The following is a 22922-nucleotide window of genomic DNA, read 5'->3' as shown; positions in this document are numbered from 1 at the left end:
TGATTTTCTGACTGCTTTTATTGCTCAGATCAAGCAACGCTGCGCAGATCAAGCAACAAAAGTGGACAGGATACCAATCACACCGCCAAAAATACCGCCCCAAACGACCAGCCAGCCCAGATGCTCTTTGATCATGGTCTGTACCATTTCTTTAACTAACTGCGGCGTCAGCTCGCTCAGGCGCTGATCAATGATGTTCTCGATGTTGGTTTTAATTTCATTCAGCATCGCCGGTGATTCAAGTTGCTCTTTGAGCGCGTTTTTCACCGTGTCACTCTGGCTGATATCAACGACTGCATCCTGCATTTTTTCGACAAACGGCTGCTTGAGTGGTTGCAGCGCTTCACGACCGCCAAACATCGCCAGCATGGCGCCAAAGGAAGAGTTTTCAATCACTTCAACCAGAGAATCAAAGGTCGGGTTAAAGTCGATTTTAGCGATCACAGGTTCAAGGTCGAGCGCTTTGTCGCCTGCCATTTCCTGATTAAGGAAACGGTCGATGTTGGCGTCGCTGAAAAACTGCGTCATCATCAGCTGTTTAATCGCCGCTTTAAAGGCTTCGAAGCGGGCCGGAATGACCCCTGAGCCGTATAATCCGGGCACTTTTTCAAACAGCATATGAATGGCGAGCCAGTTAGTGATGGCACCGGAGAAGGCAAACAGACCGGCATACAGGGCCAGTCGGTTGTCGAGAGCGTAGCCGCCCGCCAGCAAGACCAGCGCGACAAAATTGGTAATAAAGCTTTTATTCATAACAACGCATTCAGAGTGAAAAGAAAGAGAACTGAATTTTAAGAGAAATTGTCTGGCGGGAAAAGGGTCAGCGTATACACGCTGACCCTGGGTTCTTGATAAATAGCAGGCTTGCAGCTTTTAAGCGACTTCGCCTTCGGTTTCATCGCAGCCGATAAAGCCACCGGTCTGATGCGCCCATAACTGCGCATAGATTCCATTTTGCTCAATCAACTGCTGGTGGGAGCCCTGCTCAACGATTCGGCCCTGATCGAGGACGATCAAGCGATCCATTGCCGCGATGGTGGACAGGCGGTGTGCGATGGCAATCACGGTTTTGCCCTTCATCAGCTGATTGAGGCTTTCCTGTATCGCCGCTTCGACCTCAGAATCAAGCGCTGAAGTGGCTTCATCCATTACCAGCAGCGGGGCATCTTTTAGTAACACCCGCGAAATGGCAATGCGCTGACGTTGCCCGCCTGACAGTTTAACGCCACGCTCGCCGACTTGCGCATCATACCCGACATTACCGTAGGGATCGGTCAGAGTCTCAATAAATTCGTGTGCATGTGCCTGTCTGGTGGCGCGCAGCAGGTCTGCTTCGCTGGCATCCGGATGGCTGTAGAGAATGTTGTCACGGATTGAGCGGTGCAGCAGAGAAGTATCCTGCGTCACCATGCCTATCTGACGGCGCAGCGAATCCTGGGTAACGCCTTTAATGTTCTGACCATCAATGCGTATTTCACCACTTTCCACATCGTGGAAACGCAGCAGCAAATTAACCAGCGTCGATTTTCCGGCTCCGGAGCGGCCAACCAGGCCGACTTTTTCACCGGGTTTGATGTCCAGGTTGAGGTGGTTGATCACCCCTTTGTTTTCGCCGTAATGAAAGCTGACGTCGTTAAACTCGATGCCACCCTTAGGTACATTCAGTTCGCGCGCGCCGGGCTTGTCTTCGATACTGATTGGCTGGGACAGGGTTTTCATACCATCGACCACGGTCCCCATATTTTCAAACAGACCGCCCACTTCCCACATGATCCATTTCGACATGCCGTTGATACGCAGGGCTAGACTGATGGCAATCGCAATGGCACCCACGCTGATGGCGCTGTGCATCCACAGATAAATCGAAATCGCAGCAATGGAAAATACCAGCAGATAGTTGGCGATTTCTACCCAGATATTAAAGCCGGTCACCAGACGCATCTGGCGGTATACCGTATCGAGAAAACCCTCCATGCCTTCTTCGGCATACTGGGTTTCTCGCCGGCTGTGCGAAAACAGTTTTACGGTCGCAATATTGGTGTAGCTATCGACAATGCGTCCCGTCATGGTTGAGCGGGCGTCTGCCTGTTCAGCCGAGATCTTTTTCAATTTCGGCACAAAGCGGACCTGAATGGCTATGTAGGCCACAAGCCACAACAGCATCGGCATCATTAGGCGCCAGTCGGCCTGAGCCAACATGACCAGCATCGCGGTGAAGTAGACCGCGACATAGACAAATACATCCAGCGTTTTCATCACGGTTTCCCGCACTGCCAGCGCGGTTTGCATCACTTTGGTGGCGATGCGTCCGGCAAATTCATCCTGATAGAAACGACAGGCTCTGTTTGAGCAGATAGCGGTGTGCCAGCCAGCGGATTGACATCGGATAGTTGCCGAGCATGGTTTGGTGAATCAGCATGGAATAAACCGAGACCAGAATCGGCATGCCGACCAACAGCAGGAGTGATAGTCCAATCAGGGTATTGCGGTTATCCTGGAAAAACGTTTCCGGATTGCTCGATGAAAGCCAGTCAACCAGCTGACCCATAAAACCAAAAAGCGACACTTCGATGATCGCTATGGTGGTGCTCATCAGAGCCATGACCAAAAGTGGCTTTTCGTAGCCGCGGGTGTAGTGGCGGCAGAATGCCCACAACGTATCCGGTGGACGTTGGGGCTCGTTTTTCGGGAAAGCCTGAGTAAAGCTTTCAAACAATTTAAACATGAAACATCCTTTTGATTGTCCCGTAACGCTCTTCTGCTGGCCGGACAACGATGGGCTAACAGTGATGGGGCAAGAGTTTGATGACCCGGTGGCTGCGGCAGCCAGTATTATGCAACTGATTGTTTTCTGAGTCGTAACCAGTATAACCTGAATCCGTAGTTACGGGGCAGGATTCAAGCGAATCGGCCGCGCAGATGAAGGGCGATTTTTGTCACAGAGAATGACAACGCCCGGCTGGCGGGCGTTGTGGAAGGCTGTCAGACAATATGCCGGACTCAGGCTTTTTTAGCGCGGGAGGCTGGCGTTTTCTTAGCGTGCGTTTTGGGCTGGTAATGTAAAATAGTCATTGATATCGGCAACTGCAGGACTTCACCTTCGGCATGTCCCGGCTGAACCTGACGCATGTTGGTATCGCAGATGATTTTCCAGTCCTGTTTACGATCATTGGGCAGGACAAATCGGGCCGGAGCGTTGGTCTGGTTAATCAAATACAGCAGTTCCTGACCTTCTTCACCAATACCAATGTGCAGTGCCACGCAGCTGAGCCGGTTCCAGTCGTCATGCTCCATCAAATGACCATCGACCCGACGCCAGAAGATGCGGTTGAAATTGCGTTCCTCACCACTGAAAGCGCGGATGAAAGGCACCATGTAAGTCTGACGGGCTGCGACCATCTCAGCCAGCCAGTTCTTGAAATAAGACTTACGTTCTGACGGTGTCCAGTCGAGCCAGCTGATCTCGTTATCCTGACAATAGGCGTTATTATTGCCCTTCTGACTGTGAGACAGTACATCTGCGGTCAGAATATGCGGGATGCCGAACGCAAACAGCAGGCTGGCCATAAAGTTGCGCTTTTGTCGCTCGCGGATAGTGCGGATAACCATGTTGTCGGTTTCGCCTTCGACCCCATAGTTATCTGAGCGGTTATCACCGTGACCGTCACGGTTTTGCTCGCCGTTGGCTTCATTATGCTTGAGCTTGTATGACACCAAATCCTGCAGGGTAAAACCGTCATGATAGGTAATGTAGTTAACGGTCAGTTTATACGGCCAGTTGGCCGCACTGTATAAATCGCGCGATCCCATCAAGCGGGTGGCAAACTCTTTCAGGTAGCCCTGATCACCACGCCAGAAACTGCGGGTAATATCGCGTAGCTTGTCGTTTGTCTCGTTCCAGCCAAAGGGAAAGTTACCGACTTGATAACCGTTGGGACCGATATCCCAGGGTTCAGCGATGAGCTTGACTTGACGCAGTACCGGATCCTGAGCCACGGCTTTAAAGAAAGCGGCGTCACGACTGAAATCATCGCCGATACGGCCAAGAGTCGCGGCCAGATCAAAGCGAAAGCCGTCAACATGAAATTCACTGACCCAGTAGCGCAGCGTATCCATCACCAGGTTAAGTGATGCCTGGTAAGAGAGATCTAAGGTATTACCGCAGCCGGTAAAGTTAGCGTAATGCTGGCCATGCTTAAGGTAGTAATTGGGATCGAGTGCCTTAAGGTTAAACACCGGGCCATCTTCACCACCTTCTGCGGTATGGTTATAGACCACATCCAGAATGACTTCGATACCTTGTCGGTGCAGCTCGCGGATGGTGGTTTTAAGCTCGGTGACGGCATCCTGACTGGCATAGCGCGGATCCGGCGCCATAAACAGATACGGGTTATAGCCCCAGTAGTTAACCGTCTCCATCTCAAGTAAATGCGGCTCATGCATACATGCGGCAATCGGCAGCAGTTGTAGGGTATTTATCTGTTGCTGACGATAAAACTCCAGCATAGGTTCGCTGACAAGGCCAAGATAAGTGCCGCGCAGCGCGCTATCGACTTGCGGGTGAAGTTTGGTTGCGCCTTTAACATGGGTTTCGAACAGGACCATTTCGTCGCGCGGGCGATTGGGTTTAGCAACATCCTGCCAGTCAAAGTGGCTATCCGTGACCACGCATTTGGCCAGAGAAAAACTATCGTGCAGTTGAAACGGAACTTTGTAAGTCAGGCTTTGGTCCAATGCTTTAGCATAGGGATCGGAAATGTAGAAAAGTTCGTCATCACTATGAATTAAAAAGCCGTAACGTTGACCAGCCTGAAGGCCTTCGAGGTAAAGGTGCTGTACCCCGGCGTATTCGTCTGCAAAGGGATGAGTTTCGTAACTGCCGTCAGAATTGAACAACGCCAGTAACAGGTTTTTGTTAGCCGGTGCATACACAGCAAAATTGCATCCATCTGGATCAAGTGTTGCACCTAAAGGGTAAGGGCGAGAAACGAGTCGTTTTCATCATATCCAGTCGTTGTTGTTATTGGCGTAATATTAACCATCATTTTTAAGTAAAAGGCTTTGGCCGTTCAAGGTCAAGAGCCTGGTCACATATTTTATAATGTAATTTTCTTTCAGAAGTGCATCGCTAATACGTTGAAATTGTGATCAAATATGCATTTTGTATTCCATGATCCTGGAAGTTAATGATCTCCTCCTCCCCCAAATTCGTGATCAGCCCTGGAAAAAGACCATACCTGCGATTTTCTACGCCTCTCTACTCCCCCCTAATAATCTCAAGGGGTGGAGGAAGTGTGCCTGTCGGCCGTCAAGTAATCTGAATTGCAGTTGAAACAAACGGGGTTTACCCCATCACATCTCTGACGTTAAACCCATCTTTTCTGCCTTTTAGAGACGTTTAGCCCGTAAGAGAGTGACGAAAATTCCGATAAAAAAGACCCTAAATGGAGTTAATGATGAAAAAAGTAAGTGTAATCGCTGCCGCAGTGGCTGCTTCTCTGGCAGCAGGTTCCGCATTCGCAGTGGATTTTCATGGCTACATGCGTGCTGGTGTTGGCGTCAGTGCTGACGGTGGTCAGCAGGTAACCTATGAAAAGAACAAAGTTGGTCGTCTTGGTAACGAAGGCGATATCTACGGCGAAGTTCAGCTGGGTCAGGAAGTCTACAACAACAACGGCAAAACGTTTTACGTTGACTCTATGGTAGCGATGACTTCAAACGGCTCTAATGACTGGGAAGGCACCAGTACCAACTGTGGTTTGAATGACGCAGGTGATGGTGTGGATTGTGTTGATGATGCTGAATTTGCTCTGCGTCAGTTCAACGTGCAGGCGAAAGGCCTGCTGGGCTTTGCACCAGAAGCAACGCTGTGGGCCGGTAAACGTTTCTACCAACGTCACGACATCCACATCAGTGACTTCTATTACTGGAACATTTCAGGTGCCGGTGCAGGTATTGAAGGCATTGAAACCGGTCCGGGTAAACTCTCTCTGGCTTGGGTGCGCAGTGATCGCAACGACAATTTTAGTTTAGGTTCAAATAACCCAGGTGATACTCCGGACAGCGGTAACAGTGGCGGTGCTGTGAACGTGAATACGCTGGACGCGCGTTATGCAGGTATCCCTTTGTGGGACAACGGCTCACTGGAAGTCGGTGTGGATTACGCGATCGTAAATGAAACGGATGCCGCTTCTCAGGCAGCGAAAGATGCTAAAAATGGCGTGATGCTGACCGCTGAACTGACTCAGGGGCTGGCGAAACGGTTTCAACAAAACTGTCGTCCAATATGGTACAGAAGGTTATTCTAAAACCATGGCTTTCTATGGTGACGGCAGCTGGTACGGTGCAGAAGCTAAGAGCGGTGCTGATGGTTACCGTTTGATCAACATGGGTGTTGTGGGTCTGGGCGACAGCTGGGAACTGGGTCACCAATTGGTTTATGGTGTAGGCCAGGACATGTGGGATGGTCAGGACAAATACGAAGCTATGTCCGTTGTGGTTCGTCCTGTCTACAAATGGGATGAGTACAACAAGACTATCTTTGAAGCAGGCTACGCAGTTGATGACAACGACGGAGACAAAAATAAATTTGGTAAGCTGACTGTGGCGCAAGCCTGGTCTGCCGGTTCAAGCTTCTGGGCTCGTCCTGAAATCCGTCTGTACGCGTCTTACCTGACTAACGATAACGATGGCGATTCCAACGTGTTCGATAATGGTACTTCTGATAATTCATTCCAGTTTGGTGTACAAGCCGAAGCTTGGTGGTAATTATCTGATTTTTAAAACTAATAAACTGTCCTAAACTAATACAGCCAGATAGACTCTGGCTGTATTTCTTTCAAGCAGATATTGAGGTAAACGTTAATGAGAAAATGGCTTACTCCCATATTGTTAGGGATGGTGGTGACCGGTTGTACATCCGTAGCTCCTGTTGAAATGGACTCGCAGGGAGCGCAGCAAGTCATTACTCAGGCGGAGCAGATAAGCTGGACTCCGTTAGCCGTGCCTGTGGTGAGCGAATTTGCCCTCACCGAAAAAAGTCAGATTTTGCTGGACGGCCACAGTGCCGGTGCGATTGCGGGCTTCACGATTCCGGGTAACCGCGGTAGCCTGGATATGCAACTTGAAACATTTGTTAGTCAGGATATGCAGTTTTATGCTCCGAATGTTGAGGTGCTGAACAGCAAGGGTGAGTCGATTTATCATGCGGATTTTGCCCAGTTTAAATATGTTCCGGCGAAACTGCTCGACAATGACAAGTTTGTTCTAGATTTCAATGTGATTCCCGATATGAGCGGTCAGGACCTGCATGTGCTGATTTACACCACTGCCGAGGATATCAAAGGCAGCAGTACCATCATGCACCCGGCTAAAGCGTTTGCGATTGCGCGTCACACTCAGCCGCCTGATATTGCTGACCCGCAAGCCAAGCACAGTTCTTTAGGCCAATTCCGTTTGTCTGTGTCAGCCAACGATATCATCAACCGCAAGATTGTTAACCAGAATGACAATATTCCGCAGGGTACTGAGCTGACCGGCTATTACCACACGGCGATTGAGCGTTCTGTCGAAGCCAACGATATTCCTAAAGCATTGAGCTTACTCGATGAAGCCAAAGCACTTGGTATCCAGGGTGCTCAGGAAGTGTTTGTTAAAGCGGTGAATCGTAAATCGGCACAGTGATCTTTCTCGGTCCACTACTGGTGAACAGCTAATTGTTGTTCACCATTAATTTGTTTGTCACTCGCCAGACGTGTTGTGAGCCCCGCGCGTCTGCGCTCAAATCCTATCTTCCATGAGATTGTCAGTACCGCGCTCTAATGGAGTGCGGTACTATGGTCATCTATCCTGCTGGTATGACATGACGCAGGCCTTCATTTATTCAGCACTGTTACCGCACATCAGACTCAATCTTTTGTCGTTTCAGCCGATACAGTGCACAAAGTACAGATAAAGAATTAATTGTATGAATACCATAGGGATCGCGATTGGCGCGACAGGCTTATCACTGATACTGATTTTTGTCTGGATGATTTCACTTTCGGTGCGTAAAAAGCGCCTGGAAGCTGAGAAAAAAGCGCGTGAAGAAGCGTATCGTAAAGCGCTGGAGCGTCAGCGAGATCTGGAGCGTAAAGAGCGTCTGCAAAAAGCAGAGTCCGGCCATGTGCCGACAATGCTGTTTCTGGCCAAAGAGGCGGAACGCAGCAATTTACGCGAAGCTCTGTTCTGGTATGAAAAAGCGGCCCAGAGCGACAATATTACCGGCATGTATGGCATAGTGAGAATATGCCAACGTATGCGTGACGATTTGATTTTAAAAGAAAAAGCGAAATTCTGGCAAAATTATATCCGTGGCATGGAAGGCGACAACGCGGCAAAATATGAGGCTGGACGCGCACTGTTTCATGGTCGCGGTGTGGAGACTGATGTCACCAAAGGTATCGCCATCATTCAGGAGGCGGCTGAACAACAATATATCGACGCCATGTTGTTTATGGGTGAGTGGTGCGTGTCACACGATAATATAGCGCCAGCTCCGGGTGACTCGACTTACTGGTATTCCAAAGCAGCCAGCCTGCATAGCCTGGAAGGCATGATGAAGCTGGGGATGAATTATATCAAAGGCATCGGGGTGAACAGTGACTTTGCCAAAGGCATTTACTGGCTTGAGCGGGCCTGTGAAAAAGGTCATGCTGAAGCCATGTATCACTGCGGTCAGGCCTGGATAGAGCGCGGTGCTCACGGCAAAGCTAATGCCTATATCTGGTTGTTTCTGTCTGTCTTATTCGGTTACGAACCCGCCAAGGCTCTGCGCGATCAGGTTGGCAGTCAGATAGGTGTGGATTCAGTGGTTGGCCTGCAGTCGCTGGCTAAGCCTTTGCAGAGGAAAATTGCCTCCGGTACGGTACGGAAACATTCCATTATCCGTGCGCTGAATAAACTGTATAAACGCGGTGTGTCGATACCCGATGCGGCGGATCTCAGCGAGGAGATGCAAGAGGCCGGGCTGCACAGTGATGGGTTTGGCGGGGATGGCGAGGGCGAGGTTGTTGAACCGAGTCAGTTACCTGCGGATCAGAACGAAACCAAGACATCACCCGCAGTGAATTTTTCGCAGACTCCGATGGACCGTTATTAGCACAAGAGCTTCCGGTTTATCGCCGACAGTGACTCACCTTCACCGTGACTAATTGTCAGCTACCATGACCAATTGTCTGTATCGCCAGTGAGTACATCAGACAGATAAAAAATGCCCCGACACAGCGGGGCATTTTTATGTCTAACCATCAGCTTAGCGATTAAGCTTCCGGTTTATGTTCTGAGCGACATACTGCTGCGGTAAACACAACGTCAGTCGAAACTGTTTAGTGCAGTCTCTGCCGAGTCCTGAATCACACCAATAATGAAACCGACACCGACAACCTGCATCGCAACTTCATTCGGAATACCAAACAGGCCACAAGCCAGTGGGATCAGCAGCAGTGAACCACCGGCAACACCCGATGCGCCACAAGCAGAAATGGCCGCAACCACGCTTAGCAGCAGCGCTGTCATCAGGTCAATTTGAATACCCAGAGTATGCACTGCAGCGAGAGTCAGAACGGTAATCGTGATCGCTGCGCCGCCCATGTTGATGGTTGCACCCAGAGGGATGGATACTGAGTAGGTATCTTCGTCCAGTTTCAGGCGTTCACACAGCGCCATGTTGACCGGAATGTTGGCTGCACTTGAACGGGTGAAGAACGCAGTTACGCCGCTCTCACGCAGACACTGCAGAACCAGCGGGTATGGGTTAGTGCCTGTTTTGATGTAAACAATCAGAGGGTTTACGATCAGAGCAATGATCAGCATTGCGCCAAGCAGAACCGCCAGCAGTTGCGCGTAGCCGGCCAGCGCGCTGAAACCTGTGGTCGCGAAGGTCGAAGAAACCAGGCCAAAGATACCAAATGGCGCGAGACGAATAATGAAACGCACGATTTGAGAGACGCCGTGGCTCAGATCTTCAAATACCGCTTTGGTGGTCGCAGAAGCATGGTGCAGCGCAAGACCAAGGCCGATAGCCCAGGCCAGAATACCGATGTAGTTAGCAGACATCAGGGCATTCACCGGGTTATCGACCAGTTTGAATAGCAGAGTATGCAAAACTTCAGCAATGCCTTGTGGTGGCGTTGCGCCTTCAGCACCAGCAACCAGCGTCAAAGTGGTCGGGAACAGGAAGCTTAGTACTACAGCGGTCAGAGCTGCGGCAAAGGTTCCCAAAAGGTATAGAACGACGATCGGGCGCATAAAGGTGTGCTGGTTTTTCTTTTGGTTGGCGATAGACGCGGCAACCAGAATAAACACCAGAATTGGCGCAACGGCTTTGAGTGCACCTACAAAAAGGCTTCCGAGTAAACCGGCGTTTTGTGCAGATTCCGGTGCGACGAGTGCCAGCAGGATACCAAGGATGATACCTGCCAGGATTTGCAGCACCAGGTTACCGCGCGCAAAACGGGCAAAAATATTGTTGCTTTGCATTAGTTATCCCTGAGATGAAAATAAAGTTCAGTTTGTAGTTATATCAGTGAATATCACTGAAGGTAGCCAATATTAACGTCACGGGATAATGTGTCTAGGATTAATTGTTCGTTAGAACAAAAAATTACCGCTTATGTTGAATTGCAACACATTTTAGGATTTTTGTTAAATATTTGTAGTTGACTTGGTTGTGTGTTGATTGGTCAGGTATTTGGTGTGTTGAATTATTTTTAGACTATTGTACCGCTCTATGGAAATAAGTTAGTCCCTTATACTGACTGGTATGCGCTTGTTATGCGCCTGGTTTTGTATCGGCTATTCACAACCAGCACCGGATTGCCATTTGGTTCCAAAAGCGAGTGTAATCAGGCGTAATTAACGTTCTGGTTACATTATCTGGGCGGTGCGGGGGGCAGAACAAATCCGTGGCGTGATGAAGAAAAGGAGCGGGAAGTAAAAGGGCCGGGAATTTGATCGCGCGGCACCGAATGCCATATTAATGCTGATGCATTCCTGCCATCACCTTTTTTACCGGGGCATCAAAACGGTAGATGTCGCCATTTTCTAATTGCAGCTCGACCTCGATTTCCGTGCCTGTTATCAGGGGCCGGGATAAATAAAACAACATAATATGAAAACTGCCGGGTTTGAGTTGCAGTGAGCCTCCGGCCGGTAGTTTAAAAGATGAGACCTGACGCATCTTCATTATTTCACCCTCGGTTATCACGTCATGCAGTTTCTGCTTTGCCCGCTGCCGGTGTCAGCGCTGCCACTATGTAATGGTCCTGGCTGTCATGGTTGCTGATAGTGGCAAATACGGCGCTGGTGACCGCATTGGGCGGGGTTGCGCGCGCATACGCCTGGGTTACTTCCAGGCTGGTGGCTGCTGCTAGTGCCATTGGACTTAGCAGCGCAGCCGTTAATAAGCACATTTTGGTAATCACTTTACTCTCCTTGTGATGAGGGCGTATTCAACGTTGCAGACAAGACTTGCTGAACCGCAGCGATGATCGGGGCCGGATTTTGGGTGTGGGGCACCTTAGTAATCAGGCTGCCATCCGGACGAATAAAGTAGAAATAGGAACTGTGGTCCAGGGTATATTGCAGCTTGGAGTCGGGTAATTCAGTCTTGCGGAAAATCACCCCATATTGATGAGCCAAAGCCGTCGTCACCTCAAGCGGGGCAGACAAACCTTCCAGCATCGGATGGAAGTAATGGGCATATTTGGCCGAGTCGGCGGCGTTATCTCTTTCCGGATCAAGAGAGATGAACATCGGGCGTAATTGATGCAAAGCTGTATCATCCAGCTGATTCAGCGCTCCGGCTAACATGGCCAGTGAAGTAGGACACACGTCGGGGCAACGGGTGAAGCCAAAATAGATAATGCGGATACGGTTGTCGTCTGGGTCAAACACCTCGACCGCTTTATTATTTTCACCATATAACACCGCAGATTGAAGCGGTGCTGCGTTTTGTGGCGGCTGCGGTTGATGTGTGTCGAGATAGGTTTTCAGTGCGAAGCCAAGCGCAAAAGCTACCACCAGGATCAGAGACCAGTTTTTACTCATCGTTGCATCCTTATTGCCGGATAGGCGGTTTGCTGACCATCGGTCAGAGTACCAAGCCAGGTCATACTGCCTGCAGTGCAGACCGGCAGGACGATATCGGCAGTAAAAATCCCCTGCTGATTGCGCTGTAACATAAAGCGAACTTCTCCCATCTCCATTTCCAGGCCTTGCATGGAGAGCAACAGGGTGTCTGCAGCGGTGTCAGGCCAGTCTATGTGAATCGGGGTTGCAACCAGCGGCTGCACATGGTCGTTGGCGAGAGTCATAGTGACCTTGTGTTGCTGGCAACTGATGGTGGACAGGGTGCAGTAATCGCTCAACTCAGCCGGGCGATGTTCCTGCTGAGAAAAATCGGTCATCTGGGCGGCGAAAAAGCCACCGGCCAGCGCTAAAAGGATGCAGCCAATTTGAAGGGTTCTTTGCATTCGGACGGCTCAGATCATCGAAGGCGACAGCAAGCTTGTCTGCTATTGCCAGGTTCAACATCACAACACAGTTACGCCAGTCACGGAAATGGCGTGATTAAGGCAAGACTAGCACACTGTATAATAAGTGGCTGTGAGCAAAGGGGAAAATTGTGATAGTGCGGTAGAAATCCGGGTCTGGCGCAGGAGTGATATGAATAACAAAGGTGGCTGCAGCCACCTCTGTGTTGATCAGGTTGTCACACGTCGTGACGGCTGGCATATTTCTCCAGGCCTAATACCAGAGCAATCGCACATACCATTAACAGGATAGCGATACCCAGTTGAGCCGGCTGGGATGTTACAGATTCAAATTCAAAAGGACTGAGGTTATGTTGCAGCAGCGGTACTTGTTCACCGTGTGAATTGGTGCGCCAGCTGATAGTCTCTTTCCAGGGCCAGATTTTCGGTAGAGTCCCCAGCATCAGGCCGGTCAGAAAAGACAGCGTGACTTCACGATAGTGGTTCAGCAGCCAGGACAACAGATGTGAGAAGCACAGCAAGCCTGCCACACAACCAAGCACAAACAATCCCAGTACACTGCCTTGCAACGATTTCACCGCATCAATAATCGGCGTATACATACCGATCAGCAGCAGGATAAAGCTGCCGGATATACCGGGTAGAATCATTGCACAGATAGCTATGCTGCCTGCCAGCAGAATATTGAGGCTGGTAAAATCCATCGTAAGAGGCTTGATGACGGTAATCGAATACGCGAAACGCCACTCCGAGCGCCAGACAACACCAGCGGGACACACTTTTTTGTTCGACCTGACGCAAAATATGGTACACAGAGACCAGAATTAAACCGAAGAAGAAAGACCAGGTCGGGATGGGATGGGTCTCCAGCAGCCAGGAGATGAGTTTCGCCAGGCTGACGATGCTGGTGATGATACCGCCGAACAGTGCGATCAGAAATCCGCCGTTGATGTGACGAAAAGCGGCAGAAAAACCTTCTCGCTTCCATAAGCCGAGTAAACGCGGGTTAATACGGCGAATACTTTCTAACAGGGTATCGTATACTCCGGTAATAAAAGCAATAGTCCCCCCTGACACGCCGGGTACAACATCCGCAGCGCCCATGGCGATACCTTTTAAAAATGTAGTGATGTAATTCATTACTAACCTTATTAGACCAACTGATGACGGCAGTATACCCAAAAAGGAGAGTCAAATCCGACCGATAAATTGAAATTATCGTTAAACAAAGTTAGCGTCGGTTAAGCGATGAGTTGCGTATCAAAATGCGTGTTTTTGCATTTTGCAATTTTTAAAATGCAAAAACACGCTCAAGGTTGGGGTAAATATGCCGCACAACAGGCCCAAAAAGCGATTTTAAAGTTGGCATACATAATGCATAATATGTTTCGACCCTTATTAAGCCGAGGGTCACCTAGCCAACTGACGTTGTTAGTGAATCGATATTTGTTCACATCATATATAAGCCAATCGCACCTTTTGCGCTTGGCTCTTTTTTTATCTGTCGTTGGTCAATCCCACCTGCAATTCCAGGCCGTTTAGGTATCGTTTTTATTCCACGTTCAAGGTTAACTTGGTACCGTTGAATTTAAGTCGTGCCAGCAAATTTTTAGCGTTGGTCTTACCCTGATCGTTAAATTCCAGGCCGTAACGGGCATAATGCATTGAGCGCTGTAAGTTACAGATTTTACCAATCAGCGGCGCAAACACTTTGCTGCCTCTGCGGTCTGCAAACAGCTCGACTGAGACCAGATCTCCGACCTGATAGGTACGGCCTACCGGAGCGGTAATGAAACGACAGCCACTTTTGGACAGATCCCGGACTTCGCATTCCGCTTTTTGTTCACCCAGATAGACCTTGCCGGACAAGTTGACCTCGTAACGCGGTTCTTTGCGTAACTGGGTGACTTGCATGGTGTTAGGAATGGACAGCATCGCCAGCGCTATCGGCTCTTGCAAGATGTGCAGTAACTGGCTGCGAAAATGCAGCATAGCGCCTTCACCACGCGGCGAAATCGCTCGGACGTTGATCCAAAAACCTTCCTGAAAGAAAAAGTTGAGATCTTCTGCTGAGACCTGTGGAATCTCTATCAACAGATAAGTATCAGAATGAGTGCCGATGAAAGGGGTTTTACAACTGAATTTAGTCCCGACCGGGGTAGTGATGCTTAAAGTGAGCTCACTACCGTGTTCCACCATCGCCAACGCATCTGTGCTGTTGAGAGTCGACACATTTTTTTGCCGGGCGCTGGACTTCGAGCTTCCATGCTCTTGTGGTGTTGCCACTGACTGTGCGCGCATTATGGTCTCCGTATTATTGACTGCTTTTATGCTTTTTTTCTGCAGTTAAGCGCATTTTATGATTAGATAATTTGAGATTCAATGTGATAAGGCGACAATTTCTTTGAGTTATTTATCAAAATTGGAGCAGAAATGAAACAGAACAGCTCACACACGGCATCGGATGAGGCTGGAAATTACCATCAAGTGGTGTTTGACGAACAACAGCAGCAGATTCGGGTTCATCTTGAGGGGGGCGACTGGGCCCGGATGGACTATTACCTTGAAGGGAGAGTGATGACAATAACCTCAACCCGAATTCCCGAATCAATGCGTGGCAAGGGATACGGAAACGTGATGATGGAGTGCATTCTACCGTTGCTGGAAGCGAGACAATGGCAGCTTATCCCGCGTTGTAGTTACGTTGCTCACTATCTGCAGCGCCATTCCCGATGGCAGCACTTGCTCAAGACGGCGGGAGAATAATCTGCCTGAGGCAAGGATTCATGCTGTCAGCCTTGCGATGTTTTGAGGTGAACCGGACAGTGATTGCGCTGTTTCATTCAAAGTGGGCGCTCACTATTGGCGGCTATGTATTGCCGACTATGGTTTTAGCGCACTGCAAGGTCACCGCAACCAGGGCATGATCGCTGGCATAGCGGTCGGCTTCTGAATGCGGATTGACCAGATGGTGATCTTCCACATGATAATCGACCACGGTTGCCACCGGATGGTCGGCGTCCTGAGTAAAGTCGCTGCTGAGCAGGATATAGTCGAGCACCTGACCACTGGCGCCACTGTAGTGGGTCGGTTTACGCGTTTCCTGCGTGACTATGGCTGAAGAGCTCCCAACTGTCGTGCAGATGATAGGGCAGCAAAGGTGTGAAAGTATCAGGCTGGCGGAAACGATGAGTTGCGCGCAGAGCATTGAATTCCATGCTGCTCAGCACTTGGTTGAAATCGCCCATCAGTACCATGGGATGGCCATATTGGCGTTTACGCTGCACCATGGCCTGATGGAGCAGGTGCGCCTCTTGTCCTCGTTGCATTGCCGATTGCCAGCGCCCGTAGAGCTCTGTTTGCCAGGCATCAACCAACCTGGTGTCTTCCTCGCTTTCCAGCATGGAACGTTGGGATTTAAAATGCACCACATACACATCTACCAGGCCAAGCGCCGGATGGCTGAGGGTGGCACGTAGCGGCTGACGTTGAAAACTAAACCCTTCCACTGTCACATCGATTCGCTTGACCTCGATCAGTTCGAAACGTGAGGCAATCGCGACGACAGGCGATGAATAAATGTAGCCATCGCTGACTTTGGGTTGATCGATCACCGCAAAATAAGGGTATCCCAACTCCGTCACTTGCTGTTGCAGAGCCTCTGGCGTGAAGACTTCCTGGAAACCAATCACATCGGCATTCAGCGCGGCGAGTTTACGGCTCAGCCAGGCTTGTTTCTGCTGCCACTGGCCAGCTTCGTAAATATTGTTAAAGTCATAAAACGCGTTCGGCGGCGCCAGGTAATTGAGCAGATTGGCAGTCGCAAATCGGATATGCATAGCAGTCCTCGGCAGTCAGGTATGATGTCAGCGTTCGTCCAACAGTATTGGCGTTAATGTTGTGCTACAGAAAGGTTACAGTGAACAGAAGTTTAGGTAAACTGACCGCCTGTTAAACGCTAGGATGATAATAATACCCATGGAAGCTAAAAATTGGCGAACTCCTGAAAATTTTCTGCTGATAATTTCGATTATCGTACCCGTCGCATTCTCCAGCTGGATGGCTCTGCTCAACAACTTTGCGGTTGAGCAAGCGCAGTTTGATGGTGCCGACATCGGCTTGCTGCAAAGTGTGCGTGAAATTCCCGGCTTTCTCGCTTTCACCGCCATCTTTGTGCTGCTGTTCATTCGTGAACAGCGTTTTATGATCATCGCACTGGCGATGCTCACTTTCGGAGTCACCATGACCGGATGGTTCCCGACTCTGACCGGACTGTTGTTTACCACTTTGATCATGTCGATCGGATTCCACTATTTTGAAACATTAAAACAGTCTCTCTCGCTGCAATGGCTGACGAAAGAAGAAGCGCCGGAAATGCTGGGTAAGTTTATCTCGGTTGGCGCGCTGGCTTCGCTGATCACCTATGGCGTTGTCTGGGTGATGCTGGAGCAATTACAGCTCAGTTACAAATGGGTATATGGCATCACAGGCGGAACCGGTTTGCTGCTGGTGATTGCCATCGCATTACTGTTTCCTGAATTTCAGGCTAAGACTCCGCAGAACAAGAAACTGGTGCTGCGTAAACGCTACTGGCTTTACTATGCGCTGACTTTTATGAGTGGCGCACGGCGTCAGATATTTACCGTGTTTGCCGGCTTTCTGATGGTGGAAAAATTTGGCTATTCGGCGGCTGATATTACCCTGTTATTTTTGATCAACTATGTGTTTAACTTCCTGTTTGCTAAGCGTATTGGTCGTTTTATCGGCATTGTTGGCGAACGCAAAGCGCTGATGTTTGAGTACCTTGGGCTGATTTGTGTGTTTGTTAGCTACGCTTTCGTGACGGATGCCAATTGGGCTGCGGGCCTGTACGTGGTTGACCATCTGTTCTTTGCGCTGGCGCTGGCGGTGAAAACCTATTTCCAGAAAATTGCGGATCCGGCTGATATGGCCTCTACCGCGGGTGTTTCGTTTACTATTAACCACATCGCAGCGGTCGTGATTCCGGTGACCTTCGGTCTGCTGTGGCTGGTTTCGCCAGCAGCGGTATTTCTGATCGGGGCTGTGATGGCCGGAGTTTCTTTCCTGCTCTCTCTCAATATTCCTGGTCAGCCGCAGGAAGGCAACGAAGTGCGCATCCTGCGCTGGAGCTGATACCGGCTCAACCTTATTTCCCTGTTGGGTAAAGTAAAAAACCGTCTCTGAGACGGTTTTTTTCAGTAAGTTTTTTGGGGCAAAGCAGGAACCGCTTAGCATAAATTCACTAAGCGTGAGTTCCTATCTGCTGGTCAAAGTTCAACGGTTGGTTAAGGTACAGTTCGTGGTTAAGATACCGCTAGCGATCAAGATGCCGTTAGTGATCAAGATACAGATAGTTTTGCCAGCTTTTCATCCGGATTAACACTTTACGCATGATGGAGACATGTTCGAATGTATCGGAATAGACCGCAATTTCCACATTGGTCCCCAGCGGCAGTTCATACTGGCTGATATCATCGGTCAGACGTAATTTTACCAGTACCCGGCCTTGGGTATTGAGTGCCTGACTGCCTAACAGCGCGCCACGTGCCTGTATCTGGCCTTCTGCAATGGCGGGCAGCACTTCGACCACTTCACCGTGAAACACTTCTCCGGGCAGAGCCCGAAACAGAAACTCCGCTGCAAAGCCCGGCTTGAGGCGTTGCAGCGAGTTTTGGCGGAAAGCCCCGACATAAAACTGCTGTTCGGTATGGACAAACGTCATCACAGGCGAAAGCGGCAGTGGTACCGCCATCATGCCCGGGCGCAGCGCTAGTTGGGTGACATAGCCGGCGGTGGGAGCACGTACGGTGGTCTCTTGCAGGTTGAACTCCGCCTGAATCAGTTCCGCATTGAGCCTGGCCACGGCGGTGTTCTCGCCGTCAATCTGTGATTCAAATGCCAGCTTGGCTTCACTTTCCAGCGCCTGAGCGGCTTCCAGAGCAGCCTGGGCCCCTTTAAAAGCCTGGCGGGTGGTATCAACTTGCTGGGCGGTAAAAGCGCCCCGTTTGAAGCCTTTTTCATAACGGGCAAATTCGCGCTGGGCTTTGTCGCGTTCGGCGGTGGCTTTGACGCTGTTCGCGCTTGCCTGCTTATAGTTGGCTTCGAGGCGCAAAACATCCTGGCGTGCCTGAGCCAGTGCGGCCTGTTTACGGGTGACTTCTGCCTGATAGGGCGTCGGGTCGATGCGAAACAGAACGTCGCCTTGTTGCAATGGTGTATTGGGGACGACATTGACTTCGATGACCTTGCCACGCACGCCGGAGACAATTGGTGTTGTGTTGTACACTTGGCCTCCCAGCGCGGTAAACGGATGGTTGTAATTCATCAGCAGGATGAGGGTTCCTATCAGCACCACGCCGCCCAGTACAGCGGTGGGGACGGTCCATTTATTGAGCGGTATTTTGAAGGCTTTGAAGATGGCGATACACAGCGCGGTGTAGGTCAGAATGAGCAGCAGATCCATACTTGTTACTCCTCATCAGCCGGGTTGGATTGCGGGCCTGCCGCAGACGGGACGGGCTGTTTCAAGCTTGCTATTTCTTTTCTCAGCGCCGTAATTTCGTCTGACAGTTCATCGACCCTGTGATGAATGTCATGTTGCTCCTGCTGCAACTGGGAAAAGCCCCAGCCACGGTCTTTGCGCCATAAGGTTGCCCAGATCCATAAGAAGGGCCACAGGACGTGTAGGGTAAACAGGCTCACCCAACCTGCGACATGAATGGCGTCCTGATGGGGATGGTCACGTCCTTTGGCGATTTCATACGGAATATCGTGGATAACGATAATGGTATAGAAAATAACTAGACTTACAAAGATCAGTAAACCGAGGGCAAAATAGTCTAAAAACATAACCGTCCCCTTCAGGCAGCGCGGGGCTGCTGTTAGTCAGTGAAAGTAATGTTTAAATAGTAATCGAATTTCATAGGTTTAATGGTGATCTTACCTGTTTGCCCGGACAAGAAAACGTGAAACTGGGTTACGATCACAGTTTGCCGAATGATGGCAGACCTTGTGGCACAGGTACTTCGGACTACAGGGGCTGTCGACGTGTTTCGGGTTTTGGACGTGGTTTAGGAACAGAGTGCCGGGCAGGTATGCACTGAGAATATGGCGATCCGTACCGTCACTCCAGGCTAAGAGGTTGGCGAGCGTTGCGCTCGCCGGGAACTGTCAGGTTACTCGGTGCAGACCTGATTACGGCCATTGGCTTTGGCGCGATACAGCGCTTTGTCGGCACGATAGAAAGTGCGCTGGGTGTTTTCACCATCTCGATGCAGAGTGACGCCGATACTGACGGTCAGGCGGCGCTCGCCGAGAATACTTTCCCAGTCAAACTGGTTAATGCGTTCGCGAAACATTTCTGCGTGGCCATGGGCTTGATCGAGCGTGGCATTTTCGATAATCACCAGGAACTCTTCGCCACCAAAACGAACACATGACGCATTACGAAAACGGAAATAGCGCGCCAATTCAGATGAGACGCTGACAATAGCACTATCCCCGACCAGATGGCTGAGCTCATCATTAATCGATTTAAAATGATCGATATCGACGACCAGAAAGGCGAATGGTGTTGCGTTGAGCAGCAGATCTTTAAGCTTGCTATCCAGCCAGCGCCGGTTGTGCAGCTTGGTCATCGGATCGGTGTAGACATCTTGCTGCAATTGCGCCACGGCATGTTTCTGATTCTCTGTGGTTTCTTTGAGCTCGCGGTTTTCCAGTTCAGATAAGATGAGTTTCAGTTGCAGTTCAAAGCGAGATAAGCGGCGCAGTTGCGGCGAGCCCAGTTCGCCTATTGGAATCTGTTTCATCAGATCGGATTCTATGCGAAAGCCTTTCTTCTCATAATCCAGTGCCGTTTTATACTGCCCCTGCTGTTCACTGATTTGGCTGAATGCACGATACAGGCGTTGTTCAAGCACTGAGGTTATCTTGGTCGGCAGGCGTTTTTCCGTGGCCTGCAGGACCAAAGTTGCATACTGATACTTGTCTAACTGCAGTAAGCAGTAGGCTTTTTCTATTCTCAGCATGACGGAAAGCCACAATGACTGCACCTGACCGACCTGATTCGCGACGCTGCCCAGTGTCGCTATCGCCAGTTCCAGTTTATTCTGCTGGCGATACAAGGTAGCCTGATAGAGCAGGATTTGTCCGGCGAGGTTTTTGTCGTTGACCAGAATACTCAGCTCTTCGCACTCTTTAATCAAATCGTTGGCGGCGGTGTAGCGATGCAGATGCAGATAGCAGCCCAACATATTGAGTTTGTATCTCAGCCGTAAAGAGCGGCTGGATATGGCATGATCAATCCCGTCTATTTTCTGATAGTAGCGCAGAGCCCGGTTATGATCGCCATAGTCATCACACAAGCTACCCATGCCCAGCACCGCCAGCACGTAGTTGTCAATCAGGCTGTGTTCCACCGCCAGGCCAGATGCAGAAATATACTCTGTCAGTGCCGCAGAGTAGTCGCCAAGTTCAATCAAACGTTCACTGAGGCTGTGCTTCAGTGACAGGATAAGTTCGTAGTCATGACTGGCCGCTAATAGTTTGAGTGCAGAGCGCAACTCATCGCTGCTCTGGGCCAACTGATTGAGTTCAGCCCGGCATTCAGCACTGAAGATCAGACACAGAGCTTTTTCTTCCGGTGTGGTCGCAATGTGCTGACGAACATGATTCCAGAAAATGATCGCACCTTCGCCCGTGACCGACATGGCGTCCAGTCCCGCCTCCTGAATTTTATTGAGTAGGACTTCCATACGACTTTTCCTGTGTTTGTATCTGTTCTAACTGCTCTAGGGTAAACGGAAAACTGAGGATATCGTACAGCTGAATATCCGGCATCTCATGATGCAGCCCTTTACGCTGCCAGGGATAGATTTCGATCATCTGTTGCAGGGTCTGATAGAGCTTCTGTGCGGCGCGGTCTTTTTCTTTTACCAGCAGTCCCAGCCGATGACTGCTCAGCCTTGACAACAAGTCCTGTGAAGCACACAAGGTGTGTACCAGCTCGGTACAAATGTCGAGAAAGTAGGGATCCGGGTGCACAATGGTAATCACCGAGTGGTTGGCATGGTTCAGCTCCGCTTTGAACTGAACTAATTGTTCCCACCAGTAGGTTTCTGACACCATATTGGACAGATGCTTTTCCGGGTCGTATTCGAACTGGGTGCGGATACGGTTAATCAGTTTTCTGGCGCGCTGCTCAAGCTGATCTTTGGACATACGGGCTTTATCGAGCCCGATTTGTACCGTCTGATCCCGCAGCATACGGGTCGAATGGAGGCGATAATGACGAAATGCCTGCAGAGCGCTCCGGTAGTCGCCACGTTCTTCGGCGATCAAAGATTGTTGGTAGCAGATTTGTGCCAACAATTCCCGGTTATCGGCATCGTCGGCTGAGAGTTTCGGCGGCATGCAGCAGCCGTGAAGCCTCATCCAGATTATGGCGCAGCATCTCCAGACGTGCACGGCTGATGTAGGAGTGCGCGGTCATCCAGACCAAATCGTGTTTGACCGCCAGATCATGGGCGCGTTTGGTCGCTTCATCCGCATCACTGAGTCGTTCCAGCCCGAGTAACGCTAATGCTCTGAAATCCCATACTTCAGCCTGCCAAGTGCGGTCCTGATGACCTTGCAGGACTTCTTCGGCACCATCAAGCACGGTTAGCATGTCGACAAACTGATTGAGCAGGTAGAGATCCCAGGCCCATAAAATGCGAGCTTTGCCTTCCAGCCAGTGAATACGCGTGTTATTGGCGACCTTGACGGCCAGTTCATGGGTTGAAGCGGCCAGTTTATGCTCGCCGGTTGTGCGCCACACATTCCCCAAACCGATCAGACACTCGATCATAATGTCATGTTCATCGACCAGAGCGGCCTGCTCGAGGGCATTGATCCAAAACTGTTGGGCGGTGTAGAACTTTGCTTGTCCCCAGAAATGTAGTGCGTGGATATGCAGTATTTCGGGAACATAGTCATCGGTATCCAGGCTGTTTTGGTAACTGAGCGCCTGTTTGATGGTTTTCAGACCCTGGCCGTGATTGTGCTCAAGCCAGTGGCAACGGGAGAGAATAATCAGTGCCTGGATAATACCATCGGAGTAATCGAGCTGTTTCGAACGTGCCAGGCACTGCTCAGCCACCTGCAGTGTTTGCTGGGGTTCTGATTCAATTTTATTGCGTAACTGGTCGAGTTCAAGATCGATTAGGTACTGGTTTTTATCCAAACTGATGAGATCCTTGGCGTTGTGGTCAGCAGTTGGCTGAATTTGCCCGGGTAACATGCCGACATGACTTCAAACGTATTAGTGCAACAATTTTGGTTATTTTACAATGAGTCGCTGTATTTATTGACCGTAGTTCACAAATT

13 protein-coding genes and 7 pseudogenes are annotated in these 22922 nt (G+C 50.1%); 5 read left to right on the top strand and 15 right to left on the bottom strand.

Annotated elements, in window-relative coordinates; all coding sequences use genetic code 11:
* Positions 1-48: 48 nt before the first annotated feature.
* The 3 genes and pseudogenes from ABDK09_06055 to glgX form a co-directional block, all read right to left on the bottom strand.
* Positions 49-753 carry a DUF445 domain-containing protein gene (locus ABDK09_06055; GenBank protein ID XAW87728.1) on the bottom strand — a complete coding sequence of 235 codons (705 nt, stop codon included), beginning with the start codon at positions 751-753 and terminating at the stop codon, positions 49-51.
* Positions 754-873: 120 nt separating this feature from the next.
* Positions 874-2725, bottom strand: a pseudogene (locus tag ABDK09_06050) (ABC transporter ATP-binding protein).
* A gap of 275 nt (positions 2726-3000) precedes the next feature.
* Positions 3001-4989: pseudogene (gene glgX, locus ABDK09_06045) on the bottom strand (glycogen debranching protein GlgX).
* A gap of 467 nt (positions 4990-5456) precedes the next feature.
* Here glgX and ABDK09_06040 point away from each other — a divergent pair.
* From ABDK09_06040 to ABDK09_06030, 3 genes and pseudogenes are all read left to right on the top strand, one after another.
* Positions 5457-6768 (top strand): annotated as a pseudogene (locus ABDK09_06040) (maltoporin).
* Positions 6769-6864: 96 nt separating this feature from the next.
* The gene (locus ABDK09_06035) at positions 6865-7683 is read left to right on the top strand and encodes a MalM family protein (protein XAW87727.1); all 819 of its coding nucleotides are present in this window, start codon (positions 6865-6867) and stop codon (positions 7681-7683) included.
* A gap of 283 nt (positions 7684-7966) precedes the next feature.
* Positions 7967-9139 (top strand): tetratricopeptide repeat protein, encoded by a 1173-nt coding sequence (locus tag ABDK09_06030; protein XAW87726.1) that lies wholly within the window; start codon positions 7967-7969, stop codon positions 9137-9139.
* Between the two features lie 160 nt (positions 9140-9299).
* Here the strand turns inward: ABDK09_06030 and sstT are convergent.
* The 6 genes and pseudogenes from sstT to ABDK09_06000 all read right to left on the bottom strand — a co-directional run bounded on the left by sstT (position 9300) and on the right by ABDK09_06000 (position 14732).
* Positions 9300-10518 (bottom strand): annotated as a pseudogene (sstT, locus tag ABDK09_06025) (serine/threonine transporter SstT).
* A 496-nt stretch (positions 10519-11014) separates the two neighbouring features.
* Positions 11015-11450, bottom strand: a pseudogene (locus ABDK09_06020) (copper chaperone PCu(A)C).
* Positions 11451-11463: 13 nt separating this feature from the next.
* On the bottom strand, positions 11464-12087 hold the full coding sequence (locus ABDK09_06015) for an SCO family protein (protein XAW87725.1): 624 nt from the start codon (positions 12085-12087) through the stop codon (positions 11464-11466).
* On the bottom strand, positions 12084-12512 hold the full coding sequence (locus ABDK09_06010) for a hypothetical protein (GenBank protein ID XAW87724.1): 429 nt from the start codon (positions 12510-12512) through the stop codon (positions 12084-12086). Before ABDK09_06010 ends, ABDK09_06015 begins: the two co-directional genes overlap by 4 nt.
* Positions 12513-12751: 239 nt before the next feature.
* Positions 12752-13673 (bottom strand): annotated as a pseudogene (locus tag ABDK09_06005) (DUF368 domain-containing protein).
* Between the two features lie 411 nt (positions 13674-14084).
* Positions 14085-14732, bottom strand: a complete 648-nt coding sequence (locus ABDK09_06000; protein ID XAW88476.1) for a flagellar brake protein — start codon at positions 14730-14732, stop codon at positions 14085-14087.
* 234 nt (positions 14733-14966) lie between these two features.
* Here ABDK09_06000 and ABDK09_05995 point away from each other — a divergent pair, with 234 nt between their 5' ends.
* Positions 14967-15299, top strand: a complete 333-nt coding sequence (locus tag ABDK09_05995) for a GNAT family N-acetyltransferase (GenBank protein ID XAW87723.1) — start codon at positions 14967-14969, stop codon at positions 15297-15299.
* A 103-nt stretch (positions 15300-15402) separates the two neighbouring features.
* Here ABDK09_05995 and ABDK09_05990 read toward each other — a convergent pair whose 3' ends face one another.
* A complete protein-coding gene (locus ABDK09_05990) occupies positions 15403-15594 on the bottom strand; it encodes a hypothetical protein (GenBank protein ID XAW87722.1) in 192 nt (63 codons plus the stop codon).
* 31 nt (positions 15595-15625) lie between these two features.
* Positions 15626-16372, bottom strand: a complete 747-nt coding sequence (locus ABDK09_05985) for an endonuclease/exonuclease/phosphatase family protein (GenBank protein XAW87721.1) — start codon at positions 16370-16372, stop codon at positions 15626-15628.
* A 139-nt stretch (positions 16373-16511) separates the two neighbouring features.
* Here ABDK09_05985 and ABDK09_05980 point away from each other — a divergent pair, with 139 nt between their 5' ends.
* Positions 16512-17687 carry an MFS transporter gene (locus ABDK09_05980; protein XAW87720.1) on the top strand — a complete coding sequence of 392 codons (1176 nt, stop codon included), beginning with the start codon at positions 16512-16514 and terminating at the stop codon, positions 17685-17687.
* Positions 17688-17886: 199 nt separating this feature from the next.
* On the opposite strand, the gene ABDK09_05975 is transcribed toward ABDK09_05980, so the two are convergent.
* From ABDK09_05975 to ABDK09_05960, 4 genes and pseudogenes are all read right to left on the bottom strand, one after another.
* The gene (locus ABDK09_05975) at positions 17887-19017 is read right to left on the bottom strand and encodes an HlyD family secretion protein (protein ID XAW87719.1); all 1131 of its coding nucleotides are present in this window, start codon (positions 19015-19017) and stop codon (positions 17887-17889) included.
* A 5-nt stretch (positions 19018-19022) separates the two neighbouring features.
* Positions 19023-19403, bottom strand: a complete 381-nt coding sequence (locus tag ABDK09_05970) for a DUF3302 domain-containing protein (protein XAW87718.1) — start codon at positions 19401-19403, stop codon at positions 19023-19025.
* A gap of 326 nt (positions 19404-19729) precedes the next feature.
* The gene (locus ABDK09_05965; GenBank protein ID XAW87717.1) at positions 19730-21310 is read right to left on the bottom strand and encodes a GGDEF domain-containing protein; all 1581 of its coding nucleotides are present in this window, start codon (positions 21308-21310) and stop codon (positions 19730-19732) included.
* Positions 21291-22779: pseudogene (locus ABDK09_05960) on the bottom strand (hypothetical protein). Before ABDK09_05960 ends, ABDK09_05965 begins: the two are co-directional and overlap by 20 nt.
* Positions 22780-22922: the final 143 nt, after the last annotated feature.

The sequence above is a fragment of the Vibrio sp. CDRSL-10 TSBA genome (assembly GCA_039696685.1).
Classification (GTDB): domain Bacteria; phylum Pseudomonadota; class Gammaproteobacteria; order Enterobacterales; family Vibrionaceae; genus Vibrio.
This window is presented reverse-complemented; position numbering and strand designations above follow the sequence as displayed.